At 69.7% G+C, this 17274-nt stretch carries 14 protein-coding genes and 1 tRNA gene; 9 read left to right on the forward strand and 6 right to left on the reverse strand.

The features are described from left to right. Positions 1-2: 2 nt before the first annotated feature. Positions 3-473 (forward strand): DUF3817 domain-containing protein, encoded by a 471-nt coding sequence (locus tag ITJ43_RS05080; RefSeq protein WP_194582743.1) that lies wholly within the window; start codon positions 3-5, stop codon positions 471-473. Continuing rightward, positions 470-2053 (forward strand): glutamine-hydrolyzing GMP synthase, encoded by a 1584-nt coding sequence (guaA, locus tag ITJ43_RS05085; RefSeq protein ID WP_194582744.1) that lies wholly within the window; start codon positions 470-472, stop codon positions 2051-2053. Before ITJ43_RS05080 ends, guaA begins: the two co-directional genes overlap by 4 nt. Positions 2054-2231: 178 nt before the next feature. Here the strand turns inward: guaA and ITJ43_RS05090 are convergent, their stop codons facing one another. Further along, on the reverse strand, positions 2232-3158 hold the full coding sequence (locus ITJ43_RS05090; RefSeq protein WP_194582745.1) for a Bax inhibitor-1/YccA family membrane protein: 927 nt from the start codon (positions 3156-3158) through the stop codon (positions 2232-2234). Between the two features lie 160 nt (positions 3159-3318). Between ITJ43_RS05090 and ITJ43_RS05095 the strand changes: the two genes are divergently transcribed. The 4 genes from ITJ43_RS05095 to ITJ43_RS05110 all read left to right on the forward strand — a co-directional run bounded on the left by ITJ43_RS05095 (position 3319) and on the right by ITJ43_RS05110 (position 9649). Next, complete coding sequence (locus ITJ43_RS05095; RefSeq protein WP_194582746.1) at positions 3319-4326, forward strand: glycerophosphodiester phosphodiesterase family protein; 1008 nt, start codon at positions 3319-3321, stop codon at positions 4324-4326. Between the two features lie 66 nt (positions 4327-4392). Next, positions 4393-5325 (forward strand): ABC transporter ATP-binding protein, encoded by a 933-nt coding sequence (locus ITJ43_RS05100; protein ID WP_194582747.1) that lies wholly within the window; start codon positions 4393-4395, stop codon positions 5323-5325. Beyond that, complete coding sequence (locus tag ITJ43_RS05105; protein ID WP_194582748.1) at positions 5322-6413, forward strand: ABC transporter permease; 1092 nt, start codon at positions 5322-5324, stop codon at positions 6411-6413. Before ITJ43_RS05100 ends, ITJ43_RS05105 begins: the two co-directional genes overlap by 4 nt. 158 nt (positions 6414-6571) lie before the next feature. After that, positions 6572-9649 (forward strand): S8 family peptidase, encoded by a 3078-nt coding sequence (locus tag ITJ43_RS05110; RefSeq protein ID WP_228495479.1) that lies wholly within the window; start codon positions 6572-6574, stop codon positions 9647-9649. Positions 9650-9708: 59 nt separating this feature from the next. On the opposite strand, the gene ITJ43_RS05115 is transcribed toward ITJ43_RS05110, so the two are convergent. From ITJ43_RS05115 to ITJ43_RS05135, 5 genes are all read right to left on the reverse strand, one after another. Then, entirely contained in the window at positions 9709-10122 is a 414-nt protein-coding gene (locus ITJ43_RS05115) for a hypothetical protein (RefSeq protein WP_194582750.1), read from the reverse strand. A 98-nt stretch (positions 10123-10220) separates the two neighbouring features. Further along, positions 10221-10293 (reverse strand) — tRNA-Met (locus ITJ43_RS05120). Between the two features lie 148 nt (positions 10294-10441). Next, positions 10442-10840: a YccF domain-containing protein gene (locus tag ITJ43_RS05125; RefSeq protein WP_194582751.1), complete on the reverse strand. Its 399-nt coding sequence runs from the start codon at positions 10838-10840 to the stop codon at positions 10442-10444. A gap of 26 nt (positions 10841-10866) precedes the next feature. Next, on the reverse strand, positions 10867-11190 hold the full coding sequence (locus tag ITJ43_RS05130) for a hypothetical protein (RefSeq protein WP_194582752.1): 324 nt from the start codon (positions 11188-11190) through the stop codon (positions 10867-10869). After that, a complete protein-coding gene (locus ITJ43_RS05135) occupies positions 11187-12773 on the reverse strand; it encodes a PspC domain-containing protein (protein ID WP_194582753.1) in 1587 nt (528 codons plus the stop codon). The genes ITJ43_RS05130 and ITJ43_RS05135 overlap by 4 nt, the downstream gene beginning before the upstream one ends. A 116-nt stretch (positions 12774-12889) precedes the next feature. Between ITJ43_RS05135 and ITJ43_RS05140 the strand changes: the two genes are divergently transcribed. The 3 genes from ITJ43_RS05140 to ITJ43_RS05150 are packed head-to-tail and all read left to right on the forward strand — an operon-like array spanning position 12890 to position 17229. Next, entirely contained in the window at positions 12890-14104 is a 1215-nt protein-coding gene (locus ITJ43_RS05140) for an ATP-binding protein (RefSeq protein WP_194582754.1), read from the forward strand. Next, on the forward strand, positions 14097-14765 hold the full coding sequence (locus ITJ43_RS05145) for a LuxR C-terminal-related transcriptional regulator (RefSeq protein WP_194582755.1): 669 nt from the start codon (positions 14097-14099) through the stop codon (positions 14763-14765). Before ITJ43_RS05140 ends, ITJ43_RS05145 begins: the two co-directional genes overlap by 8 nt. Positions 14766-14802: 37 nt before the next feature. Then, positions 14803-17229, forward strand: a complete 2427-nt coding sequence (locus ITJ43_RS05150; protein ID WP_194582756.1) for an ATP-dependent helicase — start codon at positions 14803-14805, stop codon at positions 17227-17229. The last annotated feature ends 45 nt before the right edge of the window (positions 17230-17274 follow it).

The following is a 17274-nucleotide window of genomic DNA, read 5'->3' on the forward strand; positions in this document are numbered from 1 at the left end:
GCATGCCTCAGCCCAAACTCGCCACGTTCCCGGCGATCCGAGGGGCTCTGCGGTTCTACCAGATCGCCTCGGTGATCACCGGTGTCATGCTGCTGCTGCTGTGCGCCGAGATGGTCATCAAATACGGCCTCGGCTACGAGTTGTTCGCCGGTGGAGCCGGTGGAGCGTTCTGGCTGCATCCCGCCGCCCTGGATGCCGGTAACGACCTGACCGGCGGGGCCGTCAACCTCTCGACGGGGATCCTCATCGCCCACGGCTGGTTCTACGTCGTGTACCTCTTCGCGTGCTTCCGGGTGTGGAGCCTCATGCGCTGGGGCTTTGTGCGGTTCATCGTGCTCGCCCTCGGCGGCATCGTCCCACTCCTGTCGTTCTTCATGGAGGCGCGCGTCGCGCGCGAGGTGCGGGCGTACCTCGTCCAGCGCGAGGCCGACGAAACCTCCTCCTCGATTCCCGCCACGGAAGGCAGCCGGTGACCACCCAGACCGAGACCGCTCAGCGTCCCGTCCTCGTCGTCGACTTCGGAGCTCAGTACGCGCAGCTGATCGCGCGTCGGGTTCGCGAGGCCGGCGTGTACAGCGAGCTGGTGCCGCACACCGTCACCGCCGCCGAGGTCGAGGCGAAGAATCCCGTCGCGATCATCCTCTCCGGCGGTCCGTCGTCGGTGTACGAGCCGGGTGCTCCGTCGCTCGACCCCGGCGTGCTGCAGCTCGGGGTGCCGACGCTCGGCATCTGCTACGGCTTCCAGGTGATGGCGCAGCAGCTCGGCGGCGAGGTCGCGAACACCGGTCTGCGTGAGTACGGCGCAACGGATGCCGTCGTCGCGAACGACGGGGGCGTGCTGCTGGGCGGTCAGCCCGCCCAGCAGAACGTGTGGATGAGCCACGGCGACCAGGTGGCCACCGCTCCCGTCGGCTTCGAGGTGCTCGCCTCCACGGCCGCCACGCCCGTCGCCGCCTTCGGCAGCGACGAGAAGTGCTTCTACGGCGTGCAGTGGCATCCCGAGGTGAAGCACTCCGACTACGGTCAGGACGTCATCGTCAACTTCCTGCACAAGGCCGCGGGTCTCGCGGCCGACTGGAACAGCGGCAACGTCATCGCCGAGCAGGTCGACCGCATTCGCGCCCAGGTCGGCACCGGTCGCGTGCTCTCGGCGCTGTCCGGCGGCGTCGACTCCGCCGTCTCCACGGCGCTCGTGCACAAGGCCGTCGGCGACCAGCTGGTGGCCGTCTTCGTCGACCATGGGCTCCTCCGCAAAGGCGAGCGCGAACAGGTCGAGAACGACTACGTCGCCTCCACCGGCGTGCGCCTGATCACGGTCGACGCCCGCGAGACGTTCCTGAACGCCCTCGCCGGCGTCAGCGACCCGGAGCAGAAGCGCAAGATCATCGGCCGCGAGTTCATCCGCGCCTTCGAGAAGGTGCAGGCCGACCTGGTCGCCGAGGCCGCCGCCGAGGGCGAGCCGATCCGTTTCCTCGTGCAGGGCACGCTCTACCCCGACGTCGTCGAATCCGGCGGCGGTGCGGGTACGGCCAACATCAAGAGCCACCACAATGTCGGCGGCCTGCCGGAAGACCTCCAGTTCGAGCTCGTCGAGCCGCTGCGCACCCTCTTCAAGGATGAGGTGCGCGCGATCGGACGGGAGCTCGGGCTCCCCGAGGAGATCGTCGCGCGTCAGCCCTTTCCGGGGCCCGGCCTCGGCATCCGCATCGTGGGTGAGGTCACCGCTGACCGTCTCGAGATCCTGCGTGACGCCGACTCCATCGCTCGCGAAGAGCTGACGAAGGCGGGCCTCGACGGCGAGATCTGGCAGTGCCCGGTCGTGTTGCTTGCCGACGTCCGCTCGGTGGGCGTGCAGGGTGACGGCCGCACGTACGGACACCCGATCGTGCTGCGTCCGGTGTCGAGCGAAGACGCGATGACCGCCGACTGGACGCGCCTGCCGTACGACGTGCTGTCGAAGATCAGCAACCGCATCACCAACGAGGTCCGCGAGGTCAACCGGGTCGTGCTGGACGTGACGTCCAAGCCCCCGGGGACCATCGAGTGGGAGTGATCTGACCGGATGCCGGGATCACGGGGATTGCCCTCGGGTCCCGGCATCCGTCGTTGCGGCGGGCGGCCCTGGCGCGTCGTGGGCCGCCAGTCTCGGCGCGGTTGCGGGGCAGCCGGGACATGCGAAAGGCCCGCCCGGCGCGAGCCGGACGGGCCTTCGTGCGCGGATGCGCTGCGCGTCAGTTGTTGCCGCGCAGGATCGCGATCATGCGCAGGATCTCGATGTAGAGCCAGACGACCGTGACCATGATGCCGAAGCCGCCGAGCCAGCCGAACTCGCGAGGCGCGCCGTTGCGCACCCCCTGCTGGATCTGGTCGAAGTCGAGAACCAGCGAGTACGCCGCCATGATGACCACCAGCACCCCGATGATCAGGCCGAGCGGGATGCCGGCGATCTTGACGTTGCTGTAAAGCCCGAACGCCCCACCCGTTCCCGCCGCGCCGAACATCATCAGGACGAGGTTCAGGAGGCCGAAGACCAGGTAGCCGATCATCGCGATCATGAAGATCTTGGTCGCGCGGGCGCTCGCGCGGACCTTGCCGCTGGCGAACAGCGCCAGCGTCACACCGACGACAGACAACGTCGCGAGGGTCGCCTGCATGACGATGCCGGGCCAGATGAACTCGAAGTATGCGGAGATGCCACCGACGAAGAGTCCTTCGAACGCCGCGTAGCCGAAGATCAGCGCGGGGCGGATCTTCTTGCGCGACGTGAACGAGACGATCATCGCGAGCACGAAGCCGCCGAGCATGCCGATGATCCACGGCACGATCGTGATCTGCGAACGCCGGGCGACGTCGTCAGGCGAGAAGGCGCCGCCGAGCGTCCACACCCAGCCGATGACGGCTGTGACGAGGAGGATCGCGAACAGGCCGACCGTCTTGGCGACGGTGTCTTCGACGGTCATGCGTCCCGTCTGGTGCGACGCGGCGGTCGGTGCGGCGAAAGCGCCTTCGAGCTGCGCGTTCACCGCGGCGTCCGTCACCTGGTGCGACGTGGCGGCGTAGCCCGTCTGGGCGCCGGGCTGCTGTGCGGCCGGCGGCGTGAGGCCGGGGCGCTGCTCCTGGAAGGCCGGATTGTTGAATGCGAAGTTGCCGGAGGCCATGGTCTCTTTCCACTCCATAGGGGTGCACCGATGTGGTGCACAGCGAGGTGCTGTGGATATCAGGCTATCGGACAGCTACGACGCGGCGTCAGGCGCTGGCTGTGTCGCTGCTGTGAAGCCGCCCGGAGCGCCCGCGCGGACGGCTCGTTACGCTGTTTTCATGGCTTTCGCCCGCCCCCTGGTCATCGGTCATCGCGGCGCTCCGGGGTACCGCCCCGAGCACACCCGTTCCTCTTACGCGCTGGCGTTGGAACAGGGCGTGGACGCCGTCGAACCCGACGTCGTCTTCACCTCCGACGGGGTGGCGGTCGTCCGCCACGAGAACGAGATCGGCGGCACGACCGACGTCGCCGATCACCCGGAGTTCGCCAGCCGTCGAAGGAGGAAGACCGTCGACGGCGCCCCGCACACCGGCTGGTTCGCGGAGGACTTCACGTGGGACGAGCTGGCGACGCTGCGATGTCGGGAGCGCGTCCCCCTGCTGCGTCCGGCCAGCGCCGCCTTCGACGACACCGAGCCGCCGCTGCGTCTGCGTGATCTCCTCGATCTCGTGCGCAGCGCCTCGCGCGACCAGGGCCGCCGGATAGGAGTGGTGCTCGAGGTCAAACACGCGACCTTCTTCACCGGCCTCGGCATCGACGTCGCAGGTCTTCTTGCCGCGGAGCTCCGCGCCGCCGGGTGGGCCGACGGCATCCTGCCGCTGTACGTGGAGTCCTTCGAACAGACCGTTCTCACTGACCTCCGCGGGCGTGGCATCCGGGGCACCTTCATCTATCTGCTCGAGTCGGACGGTACCGCGGTCGATCTGCGGACGGCGCAGGGAGAGGCGGCGCCCACCTATCGAGAGCAGGTGAGCCCCACCGGGCTCGATCGCCTCGTCGGCGAGGTCGACGGCATCAGCGTCGACAAGAAAATGATCCTCGCTCCCGACGAACGGGGGCGCCCGACCGGTCCGTCGCGCGTCGTCGCCGACGCCCACGACCGGGGTCTGCTCGCGTTCACCTGGACCTGCCGCCCCGAGAATGCGTTCCTGCTGCCGGCGTTCCAGCGCGGCGATGCCCCCGCGCAGTTCGGTGACTACGCGAGCGAGTGGCGGATCATCGCGGATGCCGCGGTGGACGGTGTCTTCGTCGACCACGCCGATCTCGGAGTCGCTTTCTTCCGCTGAGCGTGGCGTTTGAACGTCCGCCGTGTGCGTCTGGGCGGGGGCACAGTCAGCCCATAGGGTGAGGGCATGACCCTCCCCGGCATCGTCGTCACCGGAGTGCGCCGCTCGTTCGGACCGGTCCAGGCGGTGCGCGACGTCTCTCTCGAAGCCCGCGCCGGCGCCGTCACCGGCCTCGTCGGACCGAACGGATCGGGCAAGACGACGCTGCTGCTCATGCTCGCGTCGCTGTTGGCGCCGGATGCCGGCAGCATCCGCATCGGCGGCGTCGATCCCGTCGCCGATCCGGCGGCGGCGCGCGCCATCCTGGGATGGATGCCGGATGCGCTCGGCGCGTGGCCGTCGCTGACCGCGCGGGAGACTCTCGTCATGACCGGCCGCCTGTACGGCCTCGAGCCGGAGCACGCGCGCGCCGGTGCTGAGCGTCTTCTCGACGAGGTCGGGCTGCGCGCGCTCGCCGATTCTCCCGCGCGCGTGTTCTCTCGCGGGCAGAAGCAGCGGCTGGGCCTTGCCCGCGCTCTCGTTCACGATCCGCGGGTGCTGCTGCTGGACGAGCCGGCATCGGGCCTCGATCCGCAGGCCCGCATCGATCTGCGCGTGCTGCTGCGCCGCCTCGCGAGCGAGGGCCGCGCGATCCTTCTCTCCAGCCACATCCTCTCCGAACTCGAAGAGGTCGTCGACGACGCCGTCTTCCTCGTCGACGGTGCCACCGTCAGCAGCGAGCGCGTCGCGGCCGCCGCGGGGCGCCTGCGCACATGGCGCATCCGGCTCGCCGACCGTGATGCGACGGCCGCCGTGCTGCCGGTTGCCCAGACGCTCGGGCTCGACGCCGCGCTCATCCCCATCGATCGCCGCGAGGTGCTCGTCTCGTTCGCGAGCGACGGCGACGCGGCATCCGCCCTCGCGGCTCTCGTCGCGGCGGGCCTGCCCGTCGCCGAGTTCGCGGCCGCGACCGGAATGCTCGAACACACCTTCCTCGATCTCGAAGGAGACCGCTCATGAGCGCCGCGCGCCTGTGGACGATCGCGCGACTCGAACTGCTGCAGCGTGTGCGCACCGTGTCGTGGTACGTGCTGCTGGGAGTGTTCGCACTGATCCTGATCGGTGTGACGGCGCTGGCCTTCCTCTCCTACGGCGGCTGGGGCAGCAGCGGACCGGGCGTGTTCTCGGTCGTCGTCTACGTGACGCTGCTGCTCGTGCTGCTGGTGTCGCCGACGCTCAGCGGCAACAGCATCAACGGCGATCGGGATGCCGCAACCCTCGCGCCCGTGCAGGTCACGCTCGCCACGACCGGCGAGATCCTCTTCGGCAAGTTCGTCGCCGGGTGGATCACGGGTCTCGCGTTCTCCGCGGTCGCGGCGCCGTTCCTGGTGATCGCCACGTTCGCGGGCGGTGTGCAGCCGTTGACGGTCGTGATCTCGTTGCTCGTGCTCATCGTGGAGACCGGTGTGATCGCGGCGATCGGCGTAGCGATATCGGGTGTGCTCGCGCGCCCGCTGTTCTCGGTCGCAACGACGTATCTCGTGGTCGCCGCGCTCGCCATCGGCACTCCGCTCGGGTTCGGCCTCATCGGCTCGGCCGTGGCCAGCGAGGGAACCTCCACGACGCGCTCCTACGAAGCGGGGCCCGATGGCGCCCCGCTGTGCCGGGACGGCGCGCATGAGTGCGGGGACGACCCGGCGCAGATGGTCTGCGACGACTGGCAGGTGACGACCACGCGCGTGCCGCGTTTCGACTACGTCTGGTGGATGCTGGCCGCGAACCCCTTCGTCGTCCTCGGCGACGCCACCCCCACGACGTACAACGCCTACGGCTACCCCGACGATCTCTTCGGGTCGCTGAAGTACGGGGTGCGATCGGCGCAGATTCCCCCCGCGCTCGAACAGCGCTGGGACAACTGCGACCCGAAGACGTACCTGGACGACACCGACGACAGGCTCTCCCCGAGGGAGGTCATCGACCGCACCGTGCCCAGCTGGTTCGTGGGCCTCGGGGTGCAGCTCGTGCTCGCGGCGCTCCTGTTGTGGTGGGCATGGATACGTACACGCACGCCGGCACGTGCGCTGCCGCCGGGCACCCGCATCGCGTAGTCGAGCCGCTGGCCGGATGAGGATCTTCTCATCCATCTTTCGCCTCTCGCAGGTGGTGCATAGCCTCCATACAGCCGCGTCATACCCCGATGCGGCACCCCCCTGCACGAAAGGCGGTCCCCCCTGTGCGACGACGCATATTGGCTGCAGCCGGCGCGATGGCGCTGCTCCTTCCCTCCGCTGCCGCGTACGCGGCAGCTCCTGACGGCAGTGATCCCTCGTCGCGGTTTCTGACCGCGGCATCCGAGGGCAAGGTCTCGACCTCGTTCACCTCGGCCGCGATCGGCGCCGACGGCCTCGTCACCGTGGTCGTCGAGATGAGCGGCGACCCCGTCGCCGTCGTCGAGGCCGAGCAGGGCCGCGAGCTGAGCGAGGGCGAGCGCGGCGACGTGAAGGGTCGACTCAAGGACGCGCAGCAGCCGGTGAGCGCCGCCATCGAAGACAAGGGCGGCACGGTGCAGGCCGAGATGCAGTCGGCGTACAACGGCCTGCAGGCCGCGGTGCCGGCGAGCGAACTCGACGCGATCGCATCGATGCCCAACGTCGTCGCCGTGCACCCGGTGCGCACGTACGCGGTCGACAACGCGGTATCGGTGCCGTTCCTCGGCGTGCCGCAGGTGTGGGAGAGCACCGGATACACCGGTCAGAACGTCAAGGTCGCGATCATCGACACCGGCATCGACTACACCCACGCCACGTTCGGCGGTCCGGGTACCGTCGCCGCGTTCGACGCGGCCAAAGCCACCTCCGCCCAGCCCGCCGACCCGACGATGTACGGCCCGAACGCCCCGCGCGTGAAGGGCGGCATCGACCTGGTCGGCGACGACTACAACGCCGACCCCAACAGCGACGCCTACCAGCCGGTGCCGCACCCCGATGACAACCCGCTCGACTGCAACGGCCACGGCTCGCACGTCGCGGGCACCACCGGCGGCTCGGGCGTGCTCGCCGACGGCTCGACCTACCCCGGTCCGTACGACACGAACACCCCCTCGAACACCTTCCGTGTCGGGCCGGGCGTCGCGCCGCAGGTCGACCTGTACGCCGTGCGCGTGTTCGGCTGCGAGGGATCGACCGATGTCGTCGTTCCCGCCCTCGACTGGGCGGTCGAAAACGGCATGGACGTCGTGAACATGTCGCTCGGTTCGTCGTTCGGTCGTGCAGACGACCCGGACGCTGTGGCCGCTGCAAACGCGGTGGGCGCCGGCGTCGTGGTCGTCGCCTCGTCGGGCAACGCGGGCCACAACCCGTACCTGACCGGTTCGCCGGGCACGGGCGATGGTGTCATCTCGGTCTCGGCTGTCGACAGCGCTGAGGGCTTCCCCGGTGCGACCGTCACGGTCGGCGGCACCGCCGTCGAGGCGATCAACGCCAACGGCGCCTCGCTCGAGGGCATCGGCGATCTCACGGTCGTGCGCCTCACCGGCGACAACGCCCTCGGCTGCTCGCCCGCCGCGTTCACCGCCGCGGGTGTCGTTCCGGACGGTAAGCAGCTCGCCGTGGTCGACCGCGGGTCGTGCGCCCGCGTCGCGAAGGCCATCTACGGCCAGCAGGCCGGAGCCGCGGCCGTCGTGATGGTGAACAACACCGACGACCTGCCGCCCTATGAAGGTCCCGTCACCTCCAACGCCGACACCGGCGAGCCCTTCGACCTGACCATCCCGTTCCTCGGGGTGCGTTCGTCGAGTGGCCCCGCGTTCGCCGCCGGCGCCACCGCGAGCATGGTCGGCACGCAGATCGCCAACCCCGGCTTCCGCGGGTACGCCTCGTTCAGCTCCTCGGGCCCGCGCTCGGGCGACAGCGCCATCAGCCCCGATGTCGCCGCCCCCGGTGTCTCGATCGCGTCGGCCGGTGTCGGGACGGGCAACGGCCCCTCGATCCTGTCGGGGACGTCGATGGCGGCTCCGCACGTCGCCGGTGTTGCCGCTCTGTCGGCCGAGGCGCACCCCTCGTGGACGGCTCCGCAGATCGCGGCATCCGTCGTATCGACCGCCGATCCGGACAAGGTGGCTGGCCAGAGCCTCACCCTCGGTGGTGTGGGTCTGGTCGACGCGGCGCAGGCCGTCGGCACCACCGTCACCGCGACGGGCGACGCATTCCGCACGGAGAGCGGCTGGGCGCGCGAGTCTGCGCTGAGCTTCGGCTTCCAGGAGTCGGCGCTCGGCTTCGGCGGGGTCAAGACGGTGACGATCCGCAACGACGGCCCGACGGCGGTGCGTTACGACGTCTCGACCGCCCCCTCGGCGCAGTCGCAGAAGGCACGCATCATCCTGTCGAACCGGACGGTCACCGTTCCGGCCGGCGGCACGGCCAAGGTGCTCCTCATCGTCGCCGCGGCGGCGAAGGACGTGCCGAGCTCGGTAGGGGCGGCCGACCAGTTCGCGTTCTCGGAGATCTCGGGCGACATCGTGCTGAGCGCGGCCGACTCGACACTGCGGGTGCCCTACCTGCTGGTGCCGCGCGCCAACAGCACCGTGAAGGCCACGATGAACGGACCCTGGTTCAGCGGTAAGCAGAAGGTCGCCGACGGCACCAAGAAGCTGACGCTGCGCAACCTCGCCGGCGCGCTGCCGGCCGGGGCCGACGTGTACACGTGGGGTCTGTCCGACCCGAAGGATGCCAGCAAGACGCTCGCCGACACCGGCTACGACATCCGTGCTGTGGGCGTGCAGTCATTCCCGGACGGCGACGACACCCTGATGGTGTTCGCGATGAACATGCACCAGCGGTGGTCGAACGCGGCCGCGAACGAGTACGACATCCTGATCGACACCGACCGCGACGGCCAGGCCGACTGGATCGTCATGTCGGCCGATTCGGGTGCCGTGCGCAACGGCGACACCAACGGGCTGTCGGAGGTGTTCATCGTCAACGCGAAGACGAAGGAGACTGCCGCGGCGGGGTTCCTCACCCAGGCGCCGACCGACAGCAGCACGCTGCTGATGCCGGTGCCCGCCAGCGCCCTCGGCATCACCGGGCCGTTCTCCTACACCGCCCAGACGCACGCTCCGAATGACGCGTCGGATGCGGTCGACGGGTGGGCGACGTACGACCCGGCCGCCCCGGCGATCAGCAACGGGCAGTTCGCCACCGTGCCCAAGCGCGGGTCGGCGAGCGTGGACGTCACCTTCAACGCGAAGCAGATCGAGGCGCAGAAGCCCCTCGGATCGATGGTCGTTGTTCTCGACAACCAGTCCGGTGCCGATGAGGCGCTGCTGGTCCCGCTGAAGAAGTAGCCCGACGCGAAGAGGGGGTGGATGCCACGGCATCCACCCCCTCTTCGTGCGTGGCGTGATCAGCCGCCGCAGAGCTTGGCTTCGGCGCCCTGGCCGAAGCGATAGTCATAGTTCTTGCCGTCGACCGAGACCACGACGCGCATGCCGTCGATCTGGGCCTGCGTGTACGACTGGCCGGGTGCGGCGCAGCCGAGCGAGCCGTCGTTGAAGGTCACCGCCTCGGACGAGACCAGTTCGGGTGTGCCCGTCACGCCGCGCGCGGCGAGGTCGGCGACCAGCGCATCCCACCGGCTCTGCGGCACGGTGACCGCCGGACCAGACGGGGCGATCGGGCCCGGCGTCGTGGTCTGCAGCGGAGGTCGGCTCGATTCGGATGCCGAGGGGCCAGCGGCCGGACCGGCGCCGCCGGTGCTGCACGAGGTGAGGGCGAGCGTCGCCAGGGCGAACGCGGCCAGGATCGGGGTTCTACGCATGGGAGCCTCCTCGCGCCGACGGATGCGGATGCCGGATGTGCCGAGAGTAGGACGTGCACCTGCGAAAGCGCGGGGAGGACGGGAGCGGTTCGACGTCGACGCGACGGCGGGAGTCGAACCCGCAACGCACCCGGGTATGAACCGGTGCCCGGGACCGCCCGGATCGCCGCGATGTCCTGTCCGTTGACATCCTCCAGAGGAGTTCTCGGTGACGGGGACGAGCCCACGCTAACCCGCCGACGCAGGAGCTCCTAGGGGTGTGTCCTGCGGTTTCGTTATGTGTCCGTGTGTGACTGCGGTGGGCGCGGTATCCGCCGACTCACAGGGTGCGGTCGAACGCGCCCTGGCGCGTCGACACGATGTCCTTGCCGAGCGGCATGAGCGAGATGGGGATCATCTTGAAGTCGGCGATCGCCATCGGGATGCCGATGATCGTGATGCACAGTGCGATGCCGCTGAAGAGGTGGCCGAGGGCCAGCCACCAGCCGGCCAGAATCAGCCACACGACATTGCCGAGGAACGAGCCGACGCCGGCGGTCGGCTTCGGGACGATCGTGCGCCCGAACGGCCAGATCACGTAGCCCGCGGTGCGAAACGACGCGATCGCCCACGGAATGGTGATGATCGGGATACACAACAGCACGCCCGCGACCACGTAGCCGACGAAGAGCCAGAAGCCCGCGAAGATGATCCAGATGATGTTGAGGATCGTGCGCATGCGTCCATTCTGACGCGTGCGAGCCGCTACTTCCTACCGCGGGCCGCAGCGCGCTGGCCGCGGCGCAGGAGCCCCACGAGCCCGGTGATCAGTGCGAGCGCGCCGAGCGTCATCAGGGCGGCGGCGACCACTGTCGACACCGTCAGCTGCGGGACGACCGTCGCGAGGTCGTCCAGGCGCGTCGGTCCCCAGGTCACGGCGAGCCCGGTTGCCGCGACGGCCGCCAGCACGAAGCCCCACACGATGCCGGCCCAGCGGATGCGCGGATGCGGCGGCGATTCGGGCGCTGTGCTCTCTTCGGCAGTGGGGGATGGTGGGAACATCTCGGCCGTGGTGTCGACGTCGTTCATCGGGATCCTCCGGTGGTGGGGGTGAGCACAGGTTGCATCAGGGAGATGAATCCGCTGTCTTGTTCGATGACGATCCGGTGGTGTGTGCGGGCGTCGGGGTCGCCGAATGCGGCCGTGTAGCGGATGCGGCCGTCCGGGAGCCGAGCCGATGTGACTCCCTCGATGTCGTCGAGCCGGGAGGAGGAGTAGTCGCCCCTCCCGTCGACGCTGACCCCATTGACGGCGGCATCACGGGTCGTGATCTCGACGTCGATTCGCGGGGCGTTGTCGAAAGGCTCGGACAGGACCTGTGTGGTCCCCGACTTCTTTTGAACGAAGGTGGCGCCGTCGACACCGGTGTTCTGGGCGCTGATGACGAGGTCGCCCCACGTCTGCACGAACGGGTCGGATGCCGATGCGCCGGGTTGGGACGTGTCACCCGCCGCGAGCCAATAGCTGCCGATGTGGAGCGTCTGAACGACCGGCACTGCCGAGGCCACGCCGGCTGCACACAGCGTCATGACCGTGGCGAAGGCGAGGAAGCCGCTGCGGCGCCGCAGCACGCCACCCACGACCATCGACAGTCCGAGCACGAGGGCCGCCATGAACAGGCCGCGCGCCGCCGCGAGGGCGTCGTGCTGCGAGAGCGCGGTAGCCGTCCCCGCGATGAGCGCGATGCCGATGACGACGGCGACATAGGCGAGCGGCGTCCGCGGCCTCGTCAGCCGGCGGATGCGGCGGCGCTCTGCGGCGTCCGCGGCGAACGCGGCGGCACGCTCCTGACGCTCGCGGCGGGCCTGTTCGCGGACCGCTCGACCGGCATCCTGCTGCTGGCGGCGCCACGCCTCGTCCTGCACCTTCCACGCCGCATGCTGCTCGCGCCAGGCGGCGTAGGCGTCGTCGTCGGGGGAGAGGGCAGGGGCGGATGCCGCGAAGCCGGCGGCACCCGTCCCCTGCGGGTCCGCGGCGGCGACCGGACCCGAACCGGTCGCGGCGGCGGACGTGTCCGGGGACTCGACGTCAGCGGAAGCCATCGGCTGCGTCGTCGGTACCCCGGGGTCGGCGGAGCGCGCGGTGTGCCGCGCCGCGCGCAGAATGATGAAAAGGAGGATCGCGGCGATCACGAGCCCGACGCCCACCAACAGCGCCGACAGCGCCGACCAGCCGCCCAGGCCTGGGCTCAGCATCCATCTGGGGATGCCGCCCACGAACACCAGCCCCGGGCCGAGTGGGATGAGCCCGAGCAGCAAGAGGCCGACGATGCCGACCTGCGCGGGTTCGAACTGGCGTCGCAGAGCGTCCTGCAGCGGCATCCGACCGTCCACATCGGGCAGGACGGCCCAGGCGAGCGCGTAGAGGAAGACGACGGGGAAACCGAACAGGCCGACGACGACGAGGATCCCGCGCACGATCAACGGATCGATGCGCAGTCGCGCCGCGATGCCGGCGGCCACACCACCGATCCAGCCGTCGCTGCGCAGGAGACCGAGCCCGGCCGTCCAGGAGAAGAAGCGATCGTCGGCGCCCCGGCCGGTGGCATCGGACCGCAGGGGCTCGTCCGATGCGGAGGTGGGGTGCGGCGGCTCCAGGTGCGGGGTGGTCATGCAACGATCCTGTCTTCTCGGGCGAACGGGCCACTATGGGGGGAACCCCTGACGCGACCCTGATTTGCGTTCTCGCGACGAGGGCAGCGGCCGGGGTGAGTGGTTTGATGGGCCGTATGACGACCTCCGCGTTTCCGGACGCCGCGCGCCCCGAGCGCGCCCCGCGCCCCGCGCCGCCGCCGAGGCCGCCGCTCGTCCGTCCCCGCGAGTGCCTCGTCACCGGGGTCGCAGAGGGTCTCTCCCGCCACCTCGGTGCGCCGGTGACAGCGGTGCGCGCCCTGTTCGTCGTGCTGGCGCTGACCGGCGGCGCCGGCATCCTCTTCTACGCCTGGTGTTGGGCATTCACACCGCGCCAGTCCGGCGACGAACCGGCGACGAGCGCTGCGCCGGTCGCCTGGACCCTCACGGCGTTCGCCGCCGTCGCGCTTGTGCCTCTCACCGTCCTCGCTGCCGGCGACGGACGGCGATTCACGCCGGCGCTCGTCGGGCTGGTCCTCGCCGTGACAGCGGTCGCGGTCGCCGCGGGCGTCTGGGCAGCGCTCATCGATCGACGCGATCCGGCCCGAGGGCCTCGGCACGCGATGGCCGTGCGCACCGCTGGTGCCATCCTCATCGTCGCGGCGCTGGCGCTGACCCTTCTCGCTGCGCGAGACGGGGGCGTTGCGGACGTGCTCGTGGTCATTGTCCCCCTCGTCGGCCTCGCCGCGCTGGCCTCGACGAACCTCGTCGAGAAGTGGCGCGAACTGTCGGGTGAGCGCGACAAGCGCATCCGCGAAGAGCAGCGCTCCGAGATGGCGGCCCATCTGCATGACTCGGTGCTGCAGACACTCGCGCTCATCCAGAACCGCGGTGGAGCCTCGAGCGACGTCGCGCGCCTCGCACGCGCGCAGGAGCGCGAGCTGCGTGCGTGGCTCTACGACGGCGACCAGCCCGCCGACAGCGACCTGCCCACCGATCTGCGCGACTACGCCGCCGCGCTCGAACTCGACTACCCGGTGCGTATCGACGTCGTGGCGGCGGGCGCCTCGACCGAACGCGCGAGCGGCGAAATCGCGGCCGCCGCGCGCGAGGCGATGCTCAACGCGGCCCGGCACGCCGGCGGCGAGGTCTCGGTGTACATCGAGGGCGGGGTCGACGGCGTCGATGTCTTCGTGCGAGACCGCGGCCCCGGCTTCGACCTCGCGCACGTGCCCAGCGACCGACTCGGCGTGCGACAGTCGATCATCGGCCGCCTCCGCCGGCTCGGCGGCGCCGCCACGGTGAGCTCCGGTTCAGGCGGCACCGAAGTGCACCTGCGGTCGGCGCGGGAGGAGGTGGGCGGTCGTGGCTGACAGCATCCGCGTCGTCATCGTCGACGACCATTCGATCTTCCGCTCGGGTCTGCGCAGCGACCTCGACGACACCGTGACCGTTGTCGGCGAGGCCGCCGACGTGCCGAGCGCGATCGCGATCGTCGCCGACACACGCCCCGACGTCGTGCTGCTCGACGTGCACCTGCCCGGTGGCAGCGACGGCAGCGGCACCGATGCGACCGGTGGCGAGGAGGTCATCCGCGCCTCGTCCACGGTGCCCACTCGTTTTCTGGCTCTGAGTGTGTCGGATGCCGCGGAGGACGTCGTCCGCGTGATCCGCGCCGGCGCCCGTGGCTACATCACGAAGGGGTCGTCGGGGGTCGAGGTGAGCCGCGCGGCGCAGGCGGTGGCCGGCGGCGACGCGGTGTTCTCGCCGCGGCTCGCGGGCTTCGTGCTCGACGCCTTCGGGGCGGTGTCGGGGGAGACGGCCGCCGTCGATGACGAACTCGACCGGCTGTCCACGCGCGAGCAGGAGGTCATGCGCCTCATTGCGCGTGGCTATGCCTACAAGGAGGTGGCCGCGGCGCTGTTCATCTCCATCAAGACCGTCGAGACCCACGTGTCCGCCGTGCTGCGCAAGCTGCAGCTCTCGTCGCGGCACGAACTGACGGCGTGGGCCTCGGAGCGTCGGCTGCTCTGAGCGGGATGTCGGAGGCGCGACCTAGACTTGACGGGTTATGAATGAGCCGATCAAGCCCGTCATCGTCGGCATGCCCACAGATGTCGCGCGCGGCTCGGGTGGGCGCATCGACGAAGACCTGCTGACCGGGCTCAACCCCCCGCAGCGCGAAGCCGTCGTGTACCGCGGGCCGGCGCTGCTCATCGTGGCCGGCGCCGGGTCGGGCAAGACCAGCGTGCTCACGCGGCGCATCGCATCGCTGCTGCGGGGACGAGAAGCCTGGCCGAGTCAGATCCTCGCGATCACCTTCACGAACAAGGCCGCCGGAGAGATGCGCGAGCGCGTGCAGCACCTCATCGGCGACACCGCGCAGGGCATGTGGATCTCGACGTTCCACTCCGCGTGCGTGCGCATCCTCCGCCGCGAGGCCGAGCAGTTCGGCTTCACGAAGAGCTTCACCATCTACGACTCCGGCGACTCGCGCGCGCTCATCAAGCGTCTCGTCAAGGAGCACGAAGCCGACGCGTTCGGTCTGACCCCGGCATCCGTGCAGGGCCGCATCTCGAAGCTCAAGAACGAGCTCGCAGATGCTGAGTCGTTCGCCCGCACGGCGAACCTCAGCGACCCCGCCGAGCGCATCTTCGCCGAGATCTTCGCCGACTACCAGCGGGCGCTGCAGCGCGCGAACGCCTTCGACTTCGACGACCTCATCGCCCAGACCGTCTACCTCTTCCGCGCCTTCCCGCACGTCGCCGACACCTACCGGCGCCGGTTCCGGCACATCCTCGTCGACGAGTACCAGGACACCAACCACGCGCAGTACGCGCTCATCCACGAGCTCACCCGCCCGATCGAAGATGTCGGCGCCCTCCTCGATGAGACCGACGGCGCGTCGCTGACCGTGGTCGGCGACTCCGACCAGTCCATCTATGCGTTCCGCGGCGCCGACATCCGCAACATCACCGAGTTCGAGCGCGACTATCCGGGCGCGAAGGTCGTGCTGCTCGAGCAGAACTACCGGTCGACCCAGAACATCCTCACCGCCGCCAACGCCGTCATCAGCAACAACTTCGACCGCAAGGACAAGAAGCTGTGGACCGATGTCGGCGCGGGCGAGAAGATCGTGGGCTTCACCGGTTACTCGCAGCACGATGAGGCGCAGTTCGTCGCCGACGAGGTCGAGGCGCTGCACCGCGCCGGGCTGGCCTACGGCGAGATGGCGGTGTTCTACCGCACCAACTCGCAGTCGCGTGCACTGGAAGAGATCTTCATCCGCTCGGCCGTGCCCTACAAGATCATGGGCGGCACCAAGTTCTATGACCGTGCCGAGATCAAAGACGCGATGGCCTACCTCATCGCCGTCGCGAACCCCGCCGACGAGTTGAGCGTGCGCCGCATCCTCAACAAGCCGCGCCGCGGCATCGGCGACGTCACCGAGACCTCCATCGCCCGCTACGCGGCCGAGCAGGACATCACCTTCCGCGACGCCCTCGCCAACGCCTCCGCGCTGGGCGTCGGCCCCAAGATCCAAGCCGCGATCGCCCAGCTCGATGCGGTGCTCGCGGAGGCGACCGCGATCTTGCTGCCCGCTTCGGGCGAGGCGCCGCCGCCGACCTCGGTCACGGAGGGGCTGAACGTTCTGCTCAACAAGAGCGGGTATCTCGATGCGCTGCGGATGTCGAAAGATCCGCAGGATGAAGCCCGGGTCGAGAACATCGACGAACTCGTCGCCGTCACCCGCGAGTTCGCCCGCAACAACCCCGACGGCACGATTCTCGATTTCCTGACCGAGGTCGCCCTCGTCTCGGATGCCGACGACCTGGCCGACGCCTCCGGGTCCGTATCGCTGATGACGATGCACACGGCCAAGGGGCTGGAGTATGACGCCGTGTTCGTCACCGGCGTCGAGGAAGACCTGATCCCGCACCGCATCTCGGCGGGCGAGCCGGGCGGCCCGCAGGAGGAGCGCCGACTCTTCTACGTGGCGCTGACGCGCGCACGCAAACGCCTGCACCTGTCTCTCGCGATGACGCGCGCGCAGTTCGGCGAGGTGTCGGTCGCCATGCCGAGCCGATTCCTGCAGGAGATCCCGCACGAGCTCATCGACTGGCGGCAGTCTCCGGGCGACATCAACTCGCGGGGGCCGCGCGCGCTCAACTCCCGACGAACCGGTGGTTCCGGCGGTTCCGGCGGCGGCTTCCGCGGTGGATCCGGGTCGCGCTACGGCGACGATCTGGTGCCGCTGCCGCGTCGGGAGAAGCCCGCGGGCGACCTGACCAAGTTCGCCAACCGCATCCCGGCAAAGGTCCGCGACAACGGCGATATGGAGCTCGTTCCCGGCGACCGCATCCGTCACGATGACTTCGGTGAAGGGCGCGTCGACCAGATCACCGGTGAGGGCGCCAAGCGGGTCGCGCACGTGCGTTTCGATAGCGCCGGGCAGAAGAAGCTGCTGATCAAGATCGCACCGATCCAGAAGCTCTAGCACTGCGGGCCCGGAAACGGTTCGGCGACCGGCGCGGCTAGGCTC

It is taken from the genome of Microbacterium sp. VKM Ac-2870, from assembly GCF_015350795.1.
Lineage (GTDB): Bacteria > Actinomycetota > Actinomycetes > Actinomycetales > Microbacteriaceae > Microbacterium.